General features: G+C 69.6%; 19 protein-coding genes. 10 read left to right on the plus strand and 9 right to left on the minus strand.

Annotated features, from left to right (window positions below; translation table 11 throughout):
* The first annotated feature begins 65 nt into the window (after nucleotides 1–65).
* The 5 genes from VGD32_RS08645 to VGD32_RS08665 all read left to right on the plus strand — a co-directional run bounded on the left by VGD32_RS08645 (nucleotide 66) and on the right by VGD32_RS08665 (nucleotide 4,871).
* Nucleotides 66–2,543, plus strand: coding sequence for a helicase-related protein (locus tag VGD32_RS08645; RefSeq protein WP_331031506.1), 2,478 nt, complete (start codon nucleotides 66–68; stop codon nucleotides 2,541–2,543).
* Nucleotides 2,540–2,851, plus strand: coding sequence for an RNA-binding S4 domain-containing protein (locus tag VGD32_RS08650; RefSeq protein WP_331031490.1), 312 nt, complete (start codon nucleotides 2,540–2,542; stop codon nucleotides 2,849–2,851). The genes VGD32_RS08645 and VGD32_RS08650 overlap by 4 nt, the downstream gene beginning before the upstream one ends.
* A gap of 67 nt (nucleotides 2,852–2,918) precedes the next feature.
* Nucleotides 2,919–3,260, plus strand: a complete 342-nt coding sequence (fdxA, locus tag VGD32_RS08655) for a ferredoxin FdxA (protein ID WP_331031491.1) — start codon at nucleotides 2,919–2,921, stop codon at nucleotides 3,258–3,260.
* 59 nt (nucleotides 3,261–3,319) lie between these two features.
* A complete protein-coding gene (locus tag VGD32_RS08660; RefSeq protein ID WP_331031492.1) occupies nucleotides 3,320–4,066 on the plus strand; it encodes a DoxX family protein in 747 nt (248 codons plus the stop codon).
* Between the two features lie 253 nt (nucleotides 4,067–4,319).
* Nucleotides 4,320–4,871: a CarD family transcriptional regulator gene (locus VGD32_RS08665; RefSeq protein WP_298748281.1), complete on the plus strand. Its 552-nt coding sequence runs from the start codon at nucleotides 4,320–4,322 to the stop codon at nucleotides 4,869–4,871.
* 54 nt (nucleotides 4,872–4,925) lie between these two features.
* Here VGD32_RS08665 and VGD32_RS08670 read toward each other — a convergent pair whose 3' ends face one another.
* Nucleotides 4,926–5,306 carry a c-type cytochrome gene (locus VGD32_RS08670; RefSeq protein ID WP_331031493.1) on the minus strand — a complete coding sequence of 127 codons (381 nt, stop codon included), beginning with the start codon at nucleotides 5,304–5,306 and terminating at the stop codon, nucleotides 4,926–4,928.
* 64 nt (nucleotides 5,307–5,370) lie between these two features.
* Nucleotides 5,371–5,844: a DUF3617 domain-containing protein gene (locus VGD32_RS08675; RefSeq protein WP_331031494.1), complete on the minus strand. Its 474-nt coding sequence runs from the start codon at nucleotides 5,842–5,844 to the stop codon at nucleotides 5,371–5,373.
* A gap of 210 nt (nucleotides 5,845–6,054) precedes the next feature.
* Here VGD32_RS08675 and rpmB point away from each other — a divergent pair, with 210 nt between their 5' ends.
* The 4 genes from rpmB to VGD32_RS08695 all read left to right on the plus strand — a co-directional run bounded on the left by rpmB (nucleotide 6,055) and on the right by VGD32_RS08695 (nucleotide 10,380).
* Nucleotides 6,055–6,351 (plus strand): 50S ribosomal protein L28, encoded by a 297-nt coding sequence (gene rpmB, locus VGD32_RS08680; protein ID WP_168046428.1) that lies wholly within the window; start codon nucleotides 6,055–6,057, stop codon nucleotides 6,349–6,351.
* A gap of 150 nt (nucleotides 6,352–6,501) precedes the next feature.
* On the plus strand, nucleotides 6,502–6,840 hold the full coding sequence (locus VGD32_RS08685) for an MmcQ/YjbR family DNA-binding protein (RefSeq protein ID WP_331031495.1): 339 nt from the start codon (nucleotides 6,502–6,504) through the stop codon (nucleotides 6,838–6,840).
* A gap of 103 nt (nucleotides 6,841–6,943) precedes the next feature.
* A complete protein-coding gene (locus VGD32_RS08690) occupies nucleotides 6,944–8,659 on the plus strand; it encodes a M1 family metallopeptidase (protein ID WP_331031496.1) in 1,716 nt (571 codons plus the stop codon).
* Nucleotides 8,659–10,380, plus strand: coding sequence for a M1 family metallopeptidase (locus tag VGD32_RS08695; protein WP_331031497.1), 1,722 nt, complete (start codon nucleotides 8,659–8,661; stop codon nucleotides 10,378–10,380). Before VGD32_RS08690 ends, VGD32_RS08695 begins: the two co-directional genes overlap by 1 nt.
* Here the strand turns inward: VGD32_RS08695 and VGD32_RS08700 are convergent.
* The 6 genes from VGD32_RS08700 to VGD32_RS08725 all read right to left on the minus strand — a co-directional run bounded on the left by VGD32_RS08700 (nucleotide 10,377) and on the right by VGD32_RS08725 (nucleotide 13,713).
* Nucleotides 10,377–11,153, minus strand: coding sequence for a transglutaminase family protein (locus VGD32_RS08700; protein WP_331031498.1), 777 nt, complete (start codon nucleotides 11,151–11,153; stop codon nucleotides 10,377–10,379). The two genes, VGD32_RS08695 and VGD32_RS08700, sit on opposite strands and share 4 nt — an antisense overlap.
* A gap of 52 nt (nucleotides 11,154–11,205) precedes the next feature.
* Entirely contained in the window at nucleotides 11,206–11,424 is a 219-nt protein-coding gene (locus VGD32_RS08705) for a hypothetical protein (protein WP_331031499.1), read from the minus strand.
* 81 nt (nucleotides 11,425–11,505) lie between these two features.
* Nucleotides 11,506–11,649 (minus strand): hypothetical protein, encoded by a 144-nt coding sequence (locus VGD32_RS08710; protein WP_331031500.1) that lies wholly within the window; start codon nucleotides 11,647–11,649, stop codon nucleotides 11,506–11,508.
* Between the two features lie 66 nt (nucleotides 11,650–11,715).
* Nucleotides 11,716–12,276, minus strand: a complete 561-nt coding sequence (locus tag VGD32_RS08715) for an HNH endonuclease (RefSeq protein ID WP_331031501.1) — start codon at nucleotides 12,274–12,276, stop codon at nucleotides 11,716–11,718.
* Between the two features lie 133 nt (nucleotides 12,277–12,409).
* On the minus strand, nucleotides 12,410–13,060 hold the full coding sequence (locus tag VGD32_RS08720) for a trimeric intracellular cation channel family protein (RefSeq protein WP_331031502.1): 651 nt from the start codon (nucleotides 13,058–13,060) through the stop codon (nucleotides 12,410–12,412).
* Nucleotides 13,057–13,713, minus strand: a complete 657-nt coding sequence (locus tag VGD32_RS08725; protein WP_331031503.1) for a DNA-3-methyladenine glycosylase — start codon at nucleotides 13,711–13,713, stop codon at nucleotides 13,057–13,059. The genes VGD32_RS08720 and VGD32_RS08725 overlap by 4 nt, the downstream gene beginning before the upstream one ends.
* 78 nt (nucleotides 13,714–13,791) lie before the next feature.
* Here VGD32_RS08725 and gluQRS point away from each other — a divergent pair, with 78 nt between their 5' ends.
* Nucleotides 13,792–14,640: a tRNA glutamyl-Q(34) synthetase GluQRS gene (gene gluQRS, locus VGD32_RS08730; RefSeq protein WP_331031504.1), complete on the plus strand. Its 849-nt coding sequence runs from the start codon at nucleotides 13,792–13,794 to the stop codon at nucleotides 14,638–14,640.
* Here the strand turns inward: gluQRS and ppk2 are convergent.
* Nucleotides 14,637–15,386, minus strand: a complete 750-nt coding sequence (ppk2, locus tag VGD32_RS08735) for a polyphosphate kinase 2 (protein ID WP_331031505.1) — start codon at nucleotides 15,384–15,386, stop codon at nucleotides 14,637–14,639. The two genes, gluQRS and ppk2, sit on opposite strands and share 4 nt — an antisense overlap.
* Nucleotides 15,387–15,551: the final 165 nt, after the last annotated feature.

A 15,551-nucleotide genomic window follows, 5' to 3' on the forward strand; every position in this document is an offset into this window, starting at 1 on the left:
CCGGCGCGGGAATCGTCTCCACGGCGCTTGAGGAACCGGGCGGGAACAGCCACCTTTTCAGTCTCATGAGCGACCGCGCCACCGGCATGGCCCCCTCGCGCGTCGTCGCGGTGCTGGGCCCCACCAACACCGGCAAGACCCACCTGGCGGTCGAGCGGATGCTGGGCCACGCCTCGGGCATGATCGGCCTGCCGCTGCGGCTTCTGGCGCGCGAGATCTACGACCGCATCGTCAAACGGCGGGGCGCGGCGGCGGTCGCCCTGGTCACTGGCGAGGAGAAGATCGTTCCGCCGCGGGCCCACTATTTCGTCTGCACCGTCGAGGCCATGCCGATGGAGCGGCAGGTCGAGTTCCTCGCGGTCGACGAGATCCAGCTGGTCGCCGACCCGGAGCGCGGCCACGTCTTCACCCAGCGGCTGCTGCACGCCCGCGGCCGGTTCGAGACCATGTTCCTCGGGGCCGGAACCATGGCCCCGCTGATCCGCTCGCTGGTTCCCGACGTGGAGATCGTGTCCCGCGAGCGGCTGTCGACGCTGTCCTACGCCGGATCGAAGAAGCTGACCCGCCTGCCCCGGCGCAGCGCCATCGTCGCCTTCAGCACCGAGCAGGTCTACGCCATCGCCGAACTGATCCGGCGGCAGCGCGGCGGGGCGGCGGTGGTGATGGGCAGCCTGTCGCCCCGCACCCGCAACGCCCAGGTCGAACTGTTCCAGTCGGGCGAGGTCGACTTCCTCGTGGCCACGGACGCCATCGGCATGGGGCTGAACATGGAGGTCGACCATGTCGCCTTCGCCGGCCTGAGGAAGTTCGACGGACGGCGGACGCGCTGGCTGCACGCCCATGAGATCGGTCAGATCGCCGGACGCGCGGGCCGGCACCTGCGCGACGGCACCTTCGGCGTCACCGGCGAGGCGATCGAGCTGGATCCCGACCTGGTCGAGCAGGTGGTCGAGCACCGTTTCGATCCGGTCGAGGCGGCGGAATGGCGCAACGCCCGGCTGGACTTCGACACCCTGCCGGACCTGCTGCGCTCGCTGACGGTGACGCCGGGGGTGCGGGGCCTCAGCCTGACCCAGCCTGCCCTCGACGAAACCCTGCTCCGCCGCCTGGCCAAGGACGAGGACGTGGCCCGCATCGGCCGGTCCCGGGGCGCGATCATGCGGCTGTGGGAAGCCTGCCAGCTGCCGGACTTCCAGAAGACGACCCTGGACGAGCATTCGCGGCTGGCGAAGGACATCTTCGAGGCCCTGACCGGGAAACGCGGCCGGCTGACCGCCGACTGGATCGCGCCCCGCTTCGCCGATCTGGACCGCGACGACGGCCAGATCGATCAGCTCTCGGCGCGGCTGAGCGGGGTGCGGACGCTGAGCTATATCGCCAACCGGCCCGACTGGCTGGATCAGGCCCAGGGCTGGCGCGACCGCACCAGGGCGCTGGAGGAGCGGCTGTCCGACGTGCTGCACGAGCGGCTCACGGCCCGCTTCGTCGACCGCCGCACCACCGCCCTGATGCGCGCCCTGAACGTGCGCGAGGACGCGGTGGCGGACGTCGAGGCGGATGGGGCGGTGGTGGTCGAGGGCCACGCCGTCGGCCGTCTCACGGGCGTCGACTTCCAGATCGACAAGGGCGCCAGCGCGCTGGAGGACAAGGCCCTGCGCCACGCGGCGCGGCAGGCGGTGACGCCCGAGATAGCCCGACGGCTGGGGCGGCTGGCGGCGGATACGGACGACGCCTTCTCGGTGACGCCCGACGGCGCGGTGTTGTGGCGCGGGGCGCAGGCCGGACAGGTCACCGGCGGCGACTGGTTCGCGCCGCGCGTCCGGCTGCTGGGCGAACTCGGCCCCGTGGCGGCGCGCGAACGGGCGCAGCGGCGGCTCGAGGCCTGGCTGGCGGGCGAGGCCGGACGCGCGCTGAGGGCGCTCAGGCGGCTGAAGACGGCGGTCGAGAACGGCACGCTCAAGGGTCTTCCTCGCGGCGTCGCCTTCCGGCTGGTCGAGGCGGGCGGCGTGATCGACCGCCGCGACGTCGAGCGCGACCTCGCCGCCCTGAGCCAGGTCGAGCGCCGGACGCTGAAGAGCTTCGGCGTACGGCTGGGAGCGCATTCGGTATGGCTGCCGGCGCTGATGAAGGGGCGCGGCGCCACGGTGGCGCGGGCCTTCGTCGCCGGCGAGCCGTTCCGGCCGGGCGCGACCCCGCTGACGCCCCTGCCCGAAACCGCCCCCTCGGCCCGGCTGCTGTCGGCGTTCGGCCTGCGCGCCGTCGGCCGCGTCGCCGCCGGGGTCGAACTGCTGGAATCCCTCGCCGAGCGGCGGGCGCGCAACAGGGGCGTGCCGAGCGAAACCGATCTGGCCGAACTGGGCCTCACGCCCGGGGAGGCGAAGGCGCTGGCGGCGGCGTTGAAATCCACCCGGGCGCAGCAGCCGGACCGGGCCGGCCGGGGCCCGGCGGCGGCGCCGGACTCGCCGTTCGCCGCCTTGTCCGTACTGACCGCGCCCCCGGCCCCGGCGCGGCGGAAGCGCCCCCGCAGGCGGACCGCCAAGTGAGCGAGACCAGTTGCCGCATCGATGTCTGGCTGTGGCGGGCCCGCTTCGCGAAAAGCCGCTCGCTGGCCGCCGCCATGGTCGAGCGCGGCGCCGTGCGTCTGACCCACAACGGAGTCCAGACCCGGCTGGACAAGCCCAGCCGCAGCGTCCACGTCGGCGACGGACTGGTGTTCGCCATCGGCGGCCGTCTGATCGACCTGACGGTGGAGGGGCTGGGTGAACGGCGCGGTCCGGCGGAGGAGGCGCGGACCCTCTACGCCGACCGCGACGTCGGAAGCGAGCAGGGCCGCGACACGAGCGCCGGTTGACAGAGTCCGCCGCGGGGGTCATCTGCGCAGCCCGTCCCCCTCAACCGCGCGATCACCCTTCCGCTCCATGACCTACATCGTCACCGACGCCTGCGTGAAATGTAAGTTCATGGACTGCGTCGAGGTCTGCCCCGTCGACTGCTTCTATGAGGGCGAGAATTTCCTCGTCATCGCGCCGGACGAATGCATCGACTGCGGCGTCTGCGAGCCCGAATGCCCGGTCGACGCCATCAAGCCCGACACCGAGGACGAGCCGGACGGCAAGTGGCTGATGGTCAACGCCGAATACGCCAAGGTCTGGCCGAACATCACGGTCAAGGGCACGCCGCCCGCCGACGCGGAGGCGTTCGAGCGGGAGACGGGCAAGTTCGAGAAATACTTCTCGCCGAACCCCGGCAAGGGCAGCTGATCACCGTTCCTTTGCGCTGATCCGCCTCGCGTGGTCTGCTGCGCCGGGGAGGACGGCGCATGCGCGACATCGTGGGGCTGCCGCTGCCGGGACGGCTGATGCTGGCGGCGGGACTGATCGGCTTTGGCGTCATCAGCCTGTATTTCAATCACCTGATCGACGGGCTTCAGCCGTTCGAAGCGCCGCCCTGGGGCATCCGGTTGAATGCCGCCGGCCTCCTGCTCGCGGGTGCGGGACTGACCTGGGCCCGCATGGCGCAGCCGGCGGCCTTGGCCCTGTGGGGCGTGCTCACGCTCCTGATGTTCGCCCACGTCCCCGGCCTGATCGCCACGCCCGGCGACGCCGTCCGCTGGGTGTCGGCGCTGCAGGTGCTGGGCCTCCTCTCCGCCGCGATGCTGATCGCCGCGCCGGGACGCGACGACCTGACGCGGGCGGCGCGGATGGCCGTCGGCCTGATGCTGATCGTGTTCGGCGTGGTGCACTGGCTGTACGTCGGCGCCATCGCCGGGATGATCCCGGAGTGGATGCCGGGACGGGCCCTGTGGCCCTGGGTCACGGGCGCCGCCAACATCGCCGCCGGACTGGCGCTGGTCACCGGCCTCATGGCGCGGCTCGCCTCGGCGCTGGTCGGGGCCATGTTCGCCTCGTGGATTTTCCTCGTGCACCTGCCCAGGTTGCTCGCCGCGCCTGGCGATCGCAGCGAATGGATCGCATGTGCGCTGGCCTTCGCCCTGACCGGCGTCGTCTGGACCGTCCATCGGGCGCTTTCACGATCCGGAGAGGATTTACAGCCTTCCGTACGCTGACGCTGTGGACGTTTTGAAATTCCGCAGATTTGTGATAGGTTCCTGTCATTGGGTCGGGCGGTCTGCGATTTCTTCGCGCCGCCCGCGTTTGCGACAGAATCCCGTCCACGCAGGCGGGATCGGCCAGAGGTTTGGTGATCCGTTTCCGTTTTGACGACTGACAAGCGCGCCGGCGGCCGTAGCCGCGGGATGAGCCCCCGTCGTTTCCACGTATGCGCCTCGCCCCGCCGTCTCGCGCCGGGAAAGGAATGACATGACGAACAAGACTGGTCTGGAATTCAAGGTTGGCGACGCGGTCGTCTATCCGGCGCACGGCGTCGGCAAGGTGGCGGCGGTCGAGACCCAGGAAGTCGCGGGCATGTCTCTGGAGGTCTATGTCGTGACCTTCGATCACGAGAAGATGACCCTGCGGGTGCCGACCCGGAAAGCCAAGACCGCCGGCCTGCGCTCGCTGGCCGCCGACGACGTCGTCTCGAAGGCCCTGACCACGCTGAAGGGTCGCGCCCGCATCAAGCGCACCATGTGGTCGCGCCGCGCGCAGGAGTACGAGGCCAAGATCAACTCGGGCGACCTGATCTCGATCGCCGAGGTGGTCCGCGACCTGCACCGCGCCGACAGCCAGCCGGAACAATCCTATTCGGAGCGCCAGCTCTATGAATCGGCGCTGGATCGCATGGCCCGCGAAGTCGCCGCGGCCAATCGCATCGACAAGGACGCCGCCGTCGAGCTGCTCGGCAAGTCGCTGAGCGCCAAGAAGGCGGTCATCGCCGCCGCCGAGGCCGCGGAAGAAGCCGAAGCCGCCTGAAAGGGCCCCGACGCAGAGTAACGAAAGGCCCGGGAGCGATCCCGGGCCTTTTGACTAGTTGGGACCGCCGCCGCCCGTGCCGGAGACGGATTCGAGGTAGGCGATGACATTGGCCACGTCGCTTTCCTCAAGCGCGATGGGCGGCATGGCCGGATGCGCCGTGACGAGACCCTCGGCGAGGGCTTCCTGCAGATCGCGCACCGGATAGGTGCGGCCCATCTCACGAAAAGGCGGGGCGGCTTTCATCGGGCTGTCGCCGGTCAGTTCGACCGCGTGGCAGCCGGCGCACCTGAGCCGGACCAGATTTCCCCCCAGGGCCGCTGAGCCGACGGGGGCGGCGTCCAGCCCGCCCGCAACCGGGCTGTCGTCAGTGGCGCACCCGGCCAGCCCCAAGGCGAGCAGTCCCAGTCCGGCAAGCATGGCTTCGCGTGTCATATCGGCCTCCACCCGGCGATCGATACCGGGACCACGGCGACCGACTATGATCCAGATCAAGGGCTCAGAAATACTCGGCGTTGACCGGACACTGGGCGGCGAGCCGGCGCGCGGTGATGCTGGCCGGCAGATAGGGCGTGCCGCGCGCCAGCTGGGCTCCGCCCCGGAAGGTGAAGCTCTCCTGCCGGTAGGTGCCGTTCAGGCGGACGTTGACGCGGCGGCCCTTGCGATCGGTGCAGGTGCCCTCGAACCGGGCGTTGCCGTTACCGACCTGGCGCACCGGATAGGTGCACTGCCAGCGGCGCGTCGACAGGCCGCCGAAGAAGCGGTTGATCTCGCTGGGGCGCACGCATTTGGTTTCGGTGTCGCGGACGCCGACGGCGCTGGTGGTGTACTCCCAATAGCCGGGCAGCACGGTGTCGGCGCTGGACTGGGGCGCCATCGCGGCTTGCGGGGCGACGGGCGCGGCCAGGAACAGGGCGCCGGCGACCACGGGCGCGGCTGTGGCGGCGACACGAACGAGGGCGGAAGGCTTCATGACGGTCCCTGGATTGAACATCGGTCTCATATGTATTGGGGATATATGGCCGGAATTGAACGGTGGCTGAACGGCTCCCTTGCGTCCTCCAAGTCTTGACGGGACGCGGACTCCTCCTCTATACGCCCCCCTCTCGCGCGGGATGACCTCCCGCGCGCACCTGTTTCATGCGTCCGCCTCGTTCCGCGGACCGCTCCGAAGGATAGTCAGATGTCGCGTCGCTGCGAACTCACCGGTATCGGCCCGATGGTCGGCCACAGCGTGAGCCACTCGAACATCAAGACCAAGCGCCGGTTCCTGCCGTCGCTGAAGACGGTCAAGGTCGCTTCGGAAGCCCTCGGCCAGACCTTCTCGCTGCGCATCTCGAACGCCGCGCTGCGCACCCTCGACTTCAAGGGCGGCCTGGACCCGTTCATCGTCAAGGCTCGCGACGAGCAGTTGTCGGTCGCCGCCCAGCGCATCAAGCGCCAGGTCAAGGCCAAGCTGGCCGAACAAGCCGCCGCCTGATCAGCGACGCCATCGAGATCTGAAGGGGCCGGCGGAAACGCCGGCCTTTTTCTTTGCGCTCGTCGCGCCTCCCGGGCCACTCTGACCAGAGACGCGGAAAAGGGCCCGTCCGCCCTGCGGGCATGAAGCCCTCCCGCCCTGGAGGGGAAGATGACCCGGGACGAGATGTACGCCTACGCCCTTTCGTTGCCCGACACCGAGGAGTCGACGCTGCACGGGGTCCGCTGCGTCCGCCTGCGCGGCAAGCTGCTGGTCAACGACACCCGCTTGCCGGACGCGGTCTCCCTGTCGCTGGATCATGGCGACATCGACTTGCTGATGGAGACGGAGCCCCTGACCTATTTCAAGACGCCGCATTTCGAGGGCTGGCCGGCGGTGCTGGTCCGCTACGAAGCCGCCGACGACGAGCGCCTGCGCGAGCAGATCGACAAGGCCTGGGCGCGGCGGGCCACCCGGGCCCAACGCAAGGCCCGCGGCCTCGACGGCTAAGATTACAGGGAGTTCATTTGTCGGGACCGGTCCATCGCCTACCGTCCCGGCGGGCAACAGGATGGGGCTTGGAATGCTGGGAACTTTCGGACGCGCCGTAGCTATGACCAGTGCGCTGGCCCTGATGGCGACGGGCGCGATGGCGCAGGATCGAAACGCGGGCGGCGGGCCGGAGGCCTCGGCCTTCACGCTCGAGACGGATCAGCCGCGCACGCCCGAGCAGGAGGCGGTGCGGTTCGACAAGGCCGACCTGTCGATCACGGTCCTGCCCGAGGCCAGGGCCATCCGCGGCGTCGCCGTGCTGGACTTCACCGTCCTGTCGCCGGTCGAGGCGCTGGTCGTGGAGCTGGACGCCCTGTTCGACGTCACCGACGTGCAGGTCGACGGCCAGACCATTCCGCGTGATCGCTGGAGCAATCCGGAAGGCCGGATGACCGTCCAGCTCCCCCACGCCCTGGCCGCCGGCGACCGGACCGCGCTGCGCATCGCCTATGAAGGCCGGCCGCACACGGCGCGGCGGGCGCCCTGGAACGGCGGTTTCGTGTGGTCGACGGCCCCCGGCGGAGAGCCGTGGATCGCCACCGCCGTCCAGCTGGACGGATGCGACCTGATCTTCCCCTGCATCGACAACTCCAATGCCGAGCCGGGACGGGTCGACCTGCACGTCACCGTGCCCTCGAACCTGTCGGCGCCGGGCAATGGCGTGTTCCAGGGCAAGACCGACAACGGCGACGGCACCACCACCTGGAACTGGAGCATCGGGACTCCGAACATCTACGCGGTGAACATCAACGTCGGGCCGTTCGAGGAGGTCACCGGCGAGTACCGCAGCCGCTTCGGCAACGTCATCCCGATGCACTACTGGCATCTGAAGTCCGACAAGCCCGAGGACGTGCAGCGGCTGTTCGCCGAATTCCCGCAGATGCTCGACTTCTTCGAGGCCTGGATCGGCCCGTTCCCGTTCGGCGGAGAGAAGATGGGCGTGGTCGAGACGCCACACCTGGGCATGGAGCACCAGACCCTGAACGCCTACGGCAACGGCTACGCCATCGACGAGCGCGGCTACGACTGGCTGCTGCAGCATGAGTTTTCGCACGAGTGGTTCGCGAACCAGCTGACCAACCGCAACGCCGACGACATGTGGCTGCACGAGGGCCTCGGCAGCTACATGCAACCGCTCTACGCGCGCTGGCTTCGCGGCGAACAGTATATGCATCGCGAACTCGCCAATCAGCGCGACGGGCTGATGAACCGGGCGCCGGTGGTGTCGCGGCGGACGCAAACGGTCGATGACGTCTACAACCGGCCCACGGGGCCCGGCGGCGACATCTATTCCAAGGGCTCGCTGATCGCCCACACCCTGCGGATGACAATGGGCGACCGGGACTTCTTCGAAGCCCTGCGCATCCTCGTCTACGGCCGCCCGGATCCCGCGCCCGGCAATTTCCGGCCGGTGACCCGCTCGACGCCGGACTACAACCGCATCGTCAACGAGGTGACGGGGCGGAACTACGACTGGTTCTTCAACGCCTATCTGTACGAGGCCTCGCTGCCGGTGCTGAAGCAGACGCGGGACGGCGACCGGCTGAACCTCGAATGGTCGACGCCGGCCGGTGTCTTCCCGATGCCGCTGGAGGTCGAGGTCAACGGCCGGGTCCGGGTGCTGGACATGCGCGACGGCCGCGGCTTCATCGACACGCCGCCCGGCGCCGTCGTGATCGTGGACCCGGAGAACAAGGTGCTGCGCCAGCTCGACGCCGTCGACCGCGCCCAGGCCTACCGCCGCGCGCAGCGCGAACGTCAGCAGGCGTCGCACTGATGAAGGCCGCGCTGCGGGCGTCGCCTGTCGTCCTTGCCGCGGTCCTGGCGGCGGGTGCGGTCCATGCGCAGGAGCCGGCCGCCCCCGCGCGCGAATCGACCGCCTTCACCCTCGGCACCGACCAGCCCCGCACGCCGGAGCAGCTGGCGGTGCGGTTCGACAGGGCGGACCTGTCGATCAGGGTCATCCCGGACGACAGGGCCATCGACGCCGTCGCGGTGCTGGACTTCACCGCCACCGCCCCGATCGAGCGGCTTGCGGTCGAGCTCGACACCCTGCTGACCGTCTCGGAAGTCGCCGTGGACGGCGTCGCGCTTCCCCCCGGCCGGTGGTCCAATCCCGAGGGGCGGATGACGGTCGAGCTCGGCCGGACGCTCGAGGCCGGCCAGACTGTCCGGCTGCGCATCGCCTACGCCGGCCAGCCCCGCGTGGCGCCCAACTCGCCGTGGGACGGCGGCTTCCAGTGGGCGACCACCCCGGACGGCCAGCCGTGGATCGCCACCGCCGTCCAGGGCGAGGGCTGCGACATCTTCTGGCCCTGCATCGACCACCCGCTGGCGGAGCCGGGGCGGGTCGACCTGCACATCACCGTGCCCTCGGCCCTGTCGGCTCCGTCGAACGGCCGCTTCCTCGGCAAGCAGGACCACGGCGACGGCTGGACCACCTGGAACTGGTCGGCGGCGCATCCGAACACCTACGCCATCGCCCTGAACATCGGCCCCTACGCCGAGCGCACGGCGCAGTACCGCAGCCGCTTCGGCAACAGCTTCCCGATGACCTACTGGCATCTGGCGTCTGACGATCCGGCCCGGGTCGACGCCCTGTTCGCCCAGTTCGCCCCGATGCTGGACTTCTACGAGGCGACCGTCGGGCCCTATCCGTTCGCGGACGAGAAGATGGGCGTGGTCGAGACGCCGCACCTGGGCATGGAGCACCAGACGATCAACGCCTACGGCAACGGCTACAGGCTGGACGGCCGCGGCTTCGACTGGCTGCTGCACCACGAACTGTCCCACGAATGGTTCGGCAACCAGCTTACCAACCGCAACGCCGACGACATGTGGCTGCACGAAGGCCTCGGCAGCTACATGCAGCCGCTCTTTGATCGCTGGCTCAACGGCGAGGCCTGGATGCAGTCGTCGCTGGTCGGCCAGCGCAAGGGCCTGCGCAACCGGTTCGCCGTCGTCTCAGGCACGGAAAAGACCGAGGACGAGGTCTACAACGGCGAGATCGGGCCGGGGAACGACATCTATTCCAAGGGATCGCTGATCGCCCACAGTCTGCGCATGCTGATCGGCGACAAACCCTTCTTCCGCTCGGTCACCCGGCTGGTCTACGGCACGGCGACGCCGCGGCCGGGCGCGTTCCGGCCGCGCTACGGCACGACGGACGAGTTCCTGGCCATCGTCAACGAGGAGACCGGCCGCGACCTGACCTGGTTCTTCCGCGGCTACCTGTACCAGGCCGCCCTGCCCGACCTGAGGCAGACCCGCGAAGGCGGTCGCCTGTCTCTGGAATGGGTGACCGGCGACCGCGCCGTCTTCCCGATGCCGGTCGAGGTCGAGATCGACGGCCGGCGCCAGACCGTGCCGATGACCGGCGGCCGCGGGGTCGTCGCCGCCCCCGCCGGCGCGCATGTGCTGATCGACCCCGACAACAAGGTGCTGCGCCGGCTCGAGCATATCGAGGCGTGGAAGGCCGCGCCGGGCGCCGGCGACTAGACCGCCTCGGCCGTCACCGACTGCCGCACCAGTTCGCAGCGGCCCTGGGTGGTCAGGAAGGCGATGTCGGCCGCGTCACGGCCGCAGGCGATGCGCACCAGCCCCTCGACAGGCGCCAGCCCGGTCGGGTCGACCAGCCACCAGCCGTCGGACAGCCAGACCTCGAAGATGGCGTGGAAATCCGGCGGCTGCAGCTGGTGCGCATAGGCGCTGACGGCGCGGGCCGGAATGCCGGAGGCGCGGCACAGGGTGATGCCCATGTGGGTGAAGTCGCGGCACACCCCGGCCCGGTCGATGAAGGTCCGCGCCGCGGTGGTTTCGCTGTCGGAGGCCCCGGGCTCGTAATCGATCTCGGCCTTGATCCAGTCGAGGATCTTCAGCACCCGGTCGCCGCCGACCGTGCCCCCGAAGGTGCGCTCCACGAAACGCCCGAATTGGTCGGACGGGCAGTAGCGGCTCGGGTTCAGATACGGCAGCACCTCGGCCGGCAGATCGCCCCAGTCGTGCTGCACGGTGACCGGCGGCAGCCCCTTCAGCGTGCCGTTGTCGACCAGCGCTTCATAGGTCAGGGCGATATCGCCGGACAGGTGGGCGCGCAGGGTCCGGGCGCCGAACTCCTCGTCCTCGTCCTCGGTGAAGTCGACGGCGGGCGCGGCGGTCAGACGCTCCTCGAGGATGGTCTGCCCGGGCCAGTGCGCGACCTGGATCTTGTAGATCGCGTCGGTAGGAGGGTCGAAGCGGTAGACCAGTTCGGCGCGGACACGGATTCTCATGGCAGCGGACTGGACCGCTCCCGTGATTTCGTCAATCCGTCAGCCAGCTGCGTCAATCGCTGTCGGAATCGTCGCCCGAAACGACCACGATCGCAGCCGCCAGCACGCCGGCGATGGCCAGCAGCCCGATGATCGGGACGCCGCGGAACTCGCTCGAGGCGTCAGCCTTCGCTCCCACGCGGTCTCCGACACGCGCGCCCTGGCTGGTCGCGGCGGCCTGGCCGGCGATGAGCAGGCATCCAGCCGTGATGGCTGCAAGCGTCTTCTTCATGGCGTCTCTCCCGATTGCCTCGAACGGTGAAACCACCGGAGAGCAGCTTCTGTTCCCGTATCGGGAGTATCCCGAAACGGCTCAACTCCGTCGGTGGCCGAGAAACGGCAGGCCGAACAGCAGCGGCAGGAAGAAGAACACGAAGTGTCCGCCTGTGGCGTAATAGAGCGCGACGCTGACCGCCACCGCCGCAAGCGCCACGATGATCATTGTGCCCGGCCGCATTGAATCTCCCGAGTCCGCCTCGGCGAGACCAACCGGCTCCCGGCGACGCGGGTTCCCGGCAGGACCTCAGGGCTCCAGCTCGATGTCCCAGTAGAGGTAGTCGAGCCAGCTCTGATGCAGATAATGCGGCGGGAATTTGCGCCCGAACTCCTGCAGCTGCCAGGCGCTGGGACGGTGCGGGGTGCGGCGCATCGGCATGCCGGCCTGCTGCGGGGTGCGGCCGCCCTTCTTCAGATTGCAGGGGCTGCAGGCGGCGACGATGTTCTCCCAGGTGGTGCGCCCGCCGCGGCTGCGCGGGATCACGTGGTCGAAGGTCAGCTCGGTGGTCGCGTTGCAGTACTGGCAGGCGAAGCCGTCGCGCAGGAAGACGTTGAAGCGGGTGAAGGCGGGCTGCCGGTCCTGATCGACGTAGTTCTTCAGCGCGATCACGCTGGGCAGGACGATTTCCATCGACGGACTGCGCACGACCTTGTCGTAGGTCGAGACCACGTCGACACGGTCCTGATACACCGCCTTGACCACCTCCTCCCACGGCCAGATCGACAGCGGATAATAGGACAGGGGGCGGAAGTCGGCGTTAAGCACCAGCGCGGGCCAGCCGGACGGGGGGCGGCTCAGGACCTGCATCAGGCCCTCGCCGAACGGATGAGGCTTATCGACGCGACCGGACTGAAGACACGTCTCCTTCCCTGGCTGTGCCCGAATCCTACGCCTGATTCGACAGCTTGGCGATGACGGCCGGGTGACGGTTCGACAACGCTCAGCCGCGCGCGGCGCTCCCCGGGAAGGCGGGCAGGCTCCAGCCCCAGATCAGGGCCCCGGCGCGCAGGGCGAAGCCGCACGGCGCCGCGATCAGCGCCGCCGGCCACGCCTCAAGCCCGGCGAAGCGGGCCACCACATAGACCGTGGCCGCCAGCAGCGCCGCCGACACGGTGATCTCGCGCCGCAGCAGGATCGACGGCTGACCCGCCAGCAGGTCGCGCACCACGCCGCCGAAACAGGCGGTCAGCGCGCCCATGACGATGCAGATCAGGGGGGCGACCTGGTAGGCCTCGGCCTTGGCCGCGCCCATCACGCCGTAGGCCGCCAGGCCGACGGCGTCGAGCCATAGCAGGGCCCGGAACCGCCAGGTGCGGGACCCCGCCAGCCAGACCGCCACGGAGGCGGCCAGACAGACGGCGATGTAGCGCCAGTCCTGCACCCAGAACACCGGCGCGCCGATCAGCAGGTCGCGAAGGGTGCCGCCGCCCACGCCGGTGATGGCGCCGAAGAAGGCGAAGGTGACGAGGTCGTGCTTCTCGCGCGCCGCCGCCAGGGCGCCGGTGGCCGCGAACACCGCCACGCCGGCGAAATCGAGCGCGCCGAGCACGGTCTCGGGCGTGGCCAGGTTTGCGTCGACGATGGGGCTCAAACGGCGGGTTCCTGCAGCGCGGTCTCGCCGCGCTTCACTGCTCCATACCATCCCCACAGCAGATGCGCCGCCACGCTGCGGTGCGGCCGCCAGATTTCGGCGCGGACGTAGGCGTCCTTCTCGCGCGGACGCAGCGCCGCCCCGTCGGCCCAGCGCATGGCCTCCTGCAGGGCGATATCTCCCGCCGGAAAGACGTCCCGACGCCCCTCGCAGAACATCAGGAATGTTTCGGCCGTCCATTTGCCGACGCCCTTGATGGCCGTCAGGCGGGCGATGGCCTCCTCGTCCGACAGACGTTCAAGGTGATCGAAGTCGATCCGGCCCTCGACATGGGCCCGCGCGATCTCGTGCCCATAGGTCGCCTTCTGGATCGACAGTCCGAAGCTTCGCAGGGTCTCGATGTCCGTGCCCAGCATGCGCTCCGGCGTGACCTCGGCCGCCAGACCGGCCTCGACCCGCTTCCAGATCGCCGCGGCGGAAGCGAGCGAGACCTGCTGGTCTACGATCATGTGAAACAGGCCCTCGAAGCCGCCGGTGCGGCGGCGCCAGGCGAAGGCGGGGGTCTCGGCGTGGGCTCGCGCCAATCGGGGGTCGAGTTCGACCACGGTCCGACGCGCCGCCTCGATGTCGTCCAGCCAGTAGGGTGTCTGCATCGCCAGACCGTAGCGCCGGTCCCGCAGGCCACAAGCGCGACGGCTGTGATCGCGTCCGCTTCCCGCTATCGTGGGCCGATGTTCGTCACCCGCTTCGCTCCGTCCCCGACCGGCCGGCTACACAAGGGCCACGCCTTTTCGGCCCTCACCGTCTGGCGCGCCGCCCGGGCCGCCGGCGGCCGGTTCCTGCTGCGGATCGAGGATATCGACCCGACCCGATGCCGGCCCGAGTTCGAGGCGGGCATCCTCGAGGACCTGCGGTGGCTGGGCCTCGACTGGGACCGGCCTGTACGGCGCCAGTCCGAACACCTTGCGGAGTATGCGGCCGTGGTCGGAGAGCTCCAGCGGCGCGGCCTGCTGTATCGGTGCTTCCGCACCCGCAAGGAGATTCTCGACGCCATCGGCGACGCGCCCCATGGGCCGGCCGACGCTGTCAGGCCCGGACCGCACCCGCGCGCCGAGGAAGACCGGCTTCTGGCGGAAGGCCGCCCTTACGCCTGGCGTCTGTCGCTGGACCGCGCCCGCGCGGACCTGGGCGAGAGGTCCTGGGACGCTCTCGCCTTCGTCGAGGAAGGGGCGGGGCCCGGGGGCGAGACCGGACGGATCCGGGCGCGGCCCGAGACGGCCGGAGACGTCGTCCTGGCCCGCAAGGACGCAGGAACCGCCTACCACCTCGCCGTCACCCACGACGACGCCCTGCAGGGCGTCAGCCACGTCATCCGCGGCGAGGACCTGTTCGAGGCGACCCACATCCAGGTGCTCATCCAGGCCCTGATGGGCTGGCCGACGCCGGTCTACCGGCATCACCGCCTGCTGACCGGCCCCGACGGCCGGCGGTTCGCCAAGCGGGACAATTCGGTGACCCTGGCCCAACTCCGCGCTGACGGCGTCGCGCCTGAAGCGCTGCGGGCGGAAGTCGGCTTCTAGGCCGCGAGCCGTCCGCCGGATTTGGCGGCAGGGAAGACAACGTCGGGATCCGGCTGGTCGGCCGCGGCGCCGGGACCGCCGATCGTCCGCAGGATGTGACGGATGATGTTTAGCCGGGCGGTCTTCTTGTGGTCGGTGGCGACCACCGTCCACGGCGCCGTGCGGTGGTCGGTCTGGTCCAGCATCCGGTCGCGGGCGGCGCTGTAGGCGTCCCAGCGGTCCTGCGCCTCGGCGTCCAGCGAGGAAACCTTGAACCGCTTCAGGGGATCGGCGAGCCGGGCGGCCAGACGCTCCGCCTGCTCGGCCCTGGAGATGTCCAGCCACAACTTGATGATGTTGATCCCGCCGTCCGCCAGCATCCGCTCGAAATGGGGGGCGTCCTTCAGGAACCGGGCGTATTCCTCCGGCCCGCAAAATCCCATGACCCGTTCCACCCCGGCCCGGTTGTACCAGGAGCGGTTGAACAGCACCGTCTCGCCCTCGGCCGGAAGATGGGGAACGTAGCGCTGGAAATACCACTGCCCTGTCTCGCGGTCGGTCGGTTTGGGCAGGGCCACGACGCGCGTCTGACGCAGCGCCATATGTTCGGTGATGCGCTTGATGGCGCCGTCCTTGCCGGCGGAATCGCGCCCCTCGAACACGATCACCGTCTTCACGCCGGTGTCGATGGTCCAGGCCTGGGTCTCGACCAGCAGGATCTGCAGGCGCTCGAGCTCGGCTTCGTATTCGTCCGTCTTCTTGCCCATGGCCCACCGTGCGCCCACAGACCGAAGGCGGCAATGTTTCAGTCCTGTTTCCCGACTGTTGCGGCTGCGGCCGCACGCGGCCTTCGACCTGTCCTCGTTCTCACGTGCAGGGAGGGCCGCGACTGTCGTAGCCTGACAACTCCGTTCGGGAGCCGCCTCATGATC

The organism is Brevundimonas sp., assembly GCF_036402095.1.
Classification (GTDB): Bacteria; Pseudomonadota; Alphaproteobacteria; order Caulobacterales; family Caulobacteraceae; genus Brevundimonas.

What these genes read in the sequence shown, in the direction of transcription:
- VGD32_RS08645 (WP_331031506.1), top strand. Translation starts at nt 66, where the DNA reads ATGAGCGACCGCGCCACCGGCATGGCCCCCTCGCGCGTCGTCGCGGTG.
- fdxA (WP_331031491.1), top strand. Translation starts at nt 2,919, where the DNA reads ATGACCTACATCGTCACCGACGCCTGCGTGAAATGTAAGTTCATGGAC.
- VGD32_RS08660 (WP_331031492.1), top strand. Translation starts at nt 3,320, where the DNA reads ATGCGCGACATCGTGGGGCTGCCGCTGCCGGGACGGCTGATGCTGGCG.
- VGD32_RS08665 (WP_298748281.1), top strand. Translation starts at nt 4,320, where the DNA reads ATGACGAACAAGACTGGTCTGGAATTCAAGGTTGGCGACGCGGTCGTC.
- VGD32_RS08670 (WP_331031493.1), bottom strand. Translation starts at nt 5,306, where the DNA reads ATGACACGCGAAGCCATGCTTGCCGGACTGGGACTGCTCGCCTTGGGG.
- VGD32_RS08675 (WP_331031494.1), bottom strand. Translation starts at nt 5,844, where the DNA reads ATGAAGCCTTCCGCCCTCGTTCGTGTCGCCGCCACAGCCGCGCCCGTG.
- rpmB (WP_168046428.1), top strand. Translation starts at nt 6,055, where the DNA reads ATGTCGCGTCGCTGCGAACTCACCGGTATCGGCCCGATGGTCGGCCAC.
- VGD32_RS08685 (WP_331031495.1), top strand. Translation starts at nt 6,502, where the DNA reads ATGACCCGGGACGAGATGTACGCCTACGCCCTTTCGTTGCCCGACACC.
- VGD32_RS08690 (WP_331031496.1), top strand. Translation starts at nt 6,944, where the DNA reads ATGACCAGTGCGCTGGCCCTGATGGCGACGGGCGCGATGGCGCAGGAT.
- VGD32_RS08695 (WP_331031497.1), top strand. Translation starts at nt 8,659, where the DNA reads ATGAAGGCCGCGCTGCGGGCGTCGCCTGTCGTCCTTGCCGCGGTCCTG.
- VGD32_RS08700 (WP_331031498.1), bottom strand. Translation starts at nt 11,153, where the DNA reads ATGAGAATCCGTGTCCGCGCCGAACTGGTCTACCGCTTCGACCCTCCT.
- VGD32_RS08705 (WP_331031499.1), bottom strand. Translation starts at nt 11,424, where the DNA reads ATGAAGAAGACGCTTGCAGCCATCACGGCTGGATGCCTGCTCATCGCC.
- VGD32_RS08710 (WP_331031500.1), bottom strand. Translation starts at nt 11,649, where the DNA reads ATGCGGCCGGGCACAATGATCATCGTGGCGCTTGCGGCGGTGGCGGTC.
- VGD32_RS08715 (WP_331031501.1), bottom strand. Translation starts at nt 12,276, where the DNA reads ATGCAGGTCCTGAGCCGCCCCCCGTCCGGCTGGCCCGCGCTGGTGCTT.
- VGD32_RS08725 (WP_331031503.1), bottom strand. Translation starts at nt 13,713, where the DNA reads ATGCAGACACCCTACTGGCTGGACGACATCGAGGCGGCGCGTCGGACC.
- gluQRS (WP_331031504.1), top strand. Translation starts at nt 13,792, where the DNA reads ATGTTCGTCACCCGCTTCGCTCCGTCCCCGACCGGCCGGCTACACAAG.
- ppk2 (WP_331031505.1), bottom strand. Translation starts at nt 15,386, where the DNA reads ATGGGCAAGAAGACGGACGAATACGAAGCCGAGCTCGAGCGCCTGCAG.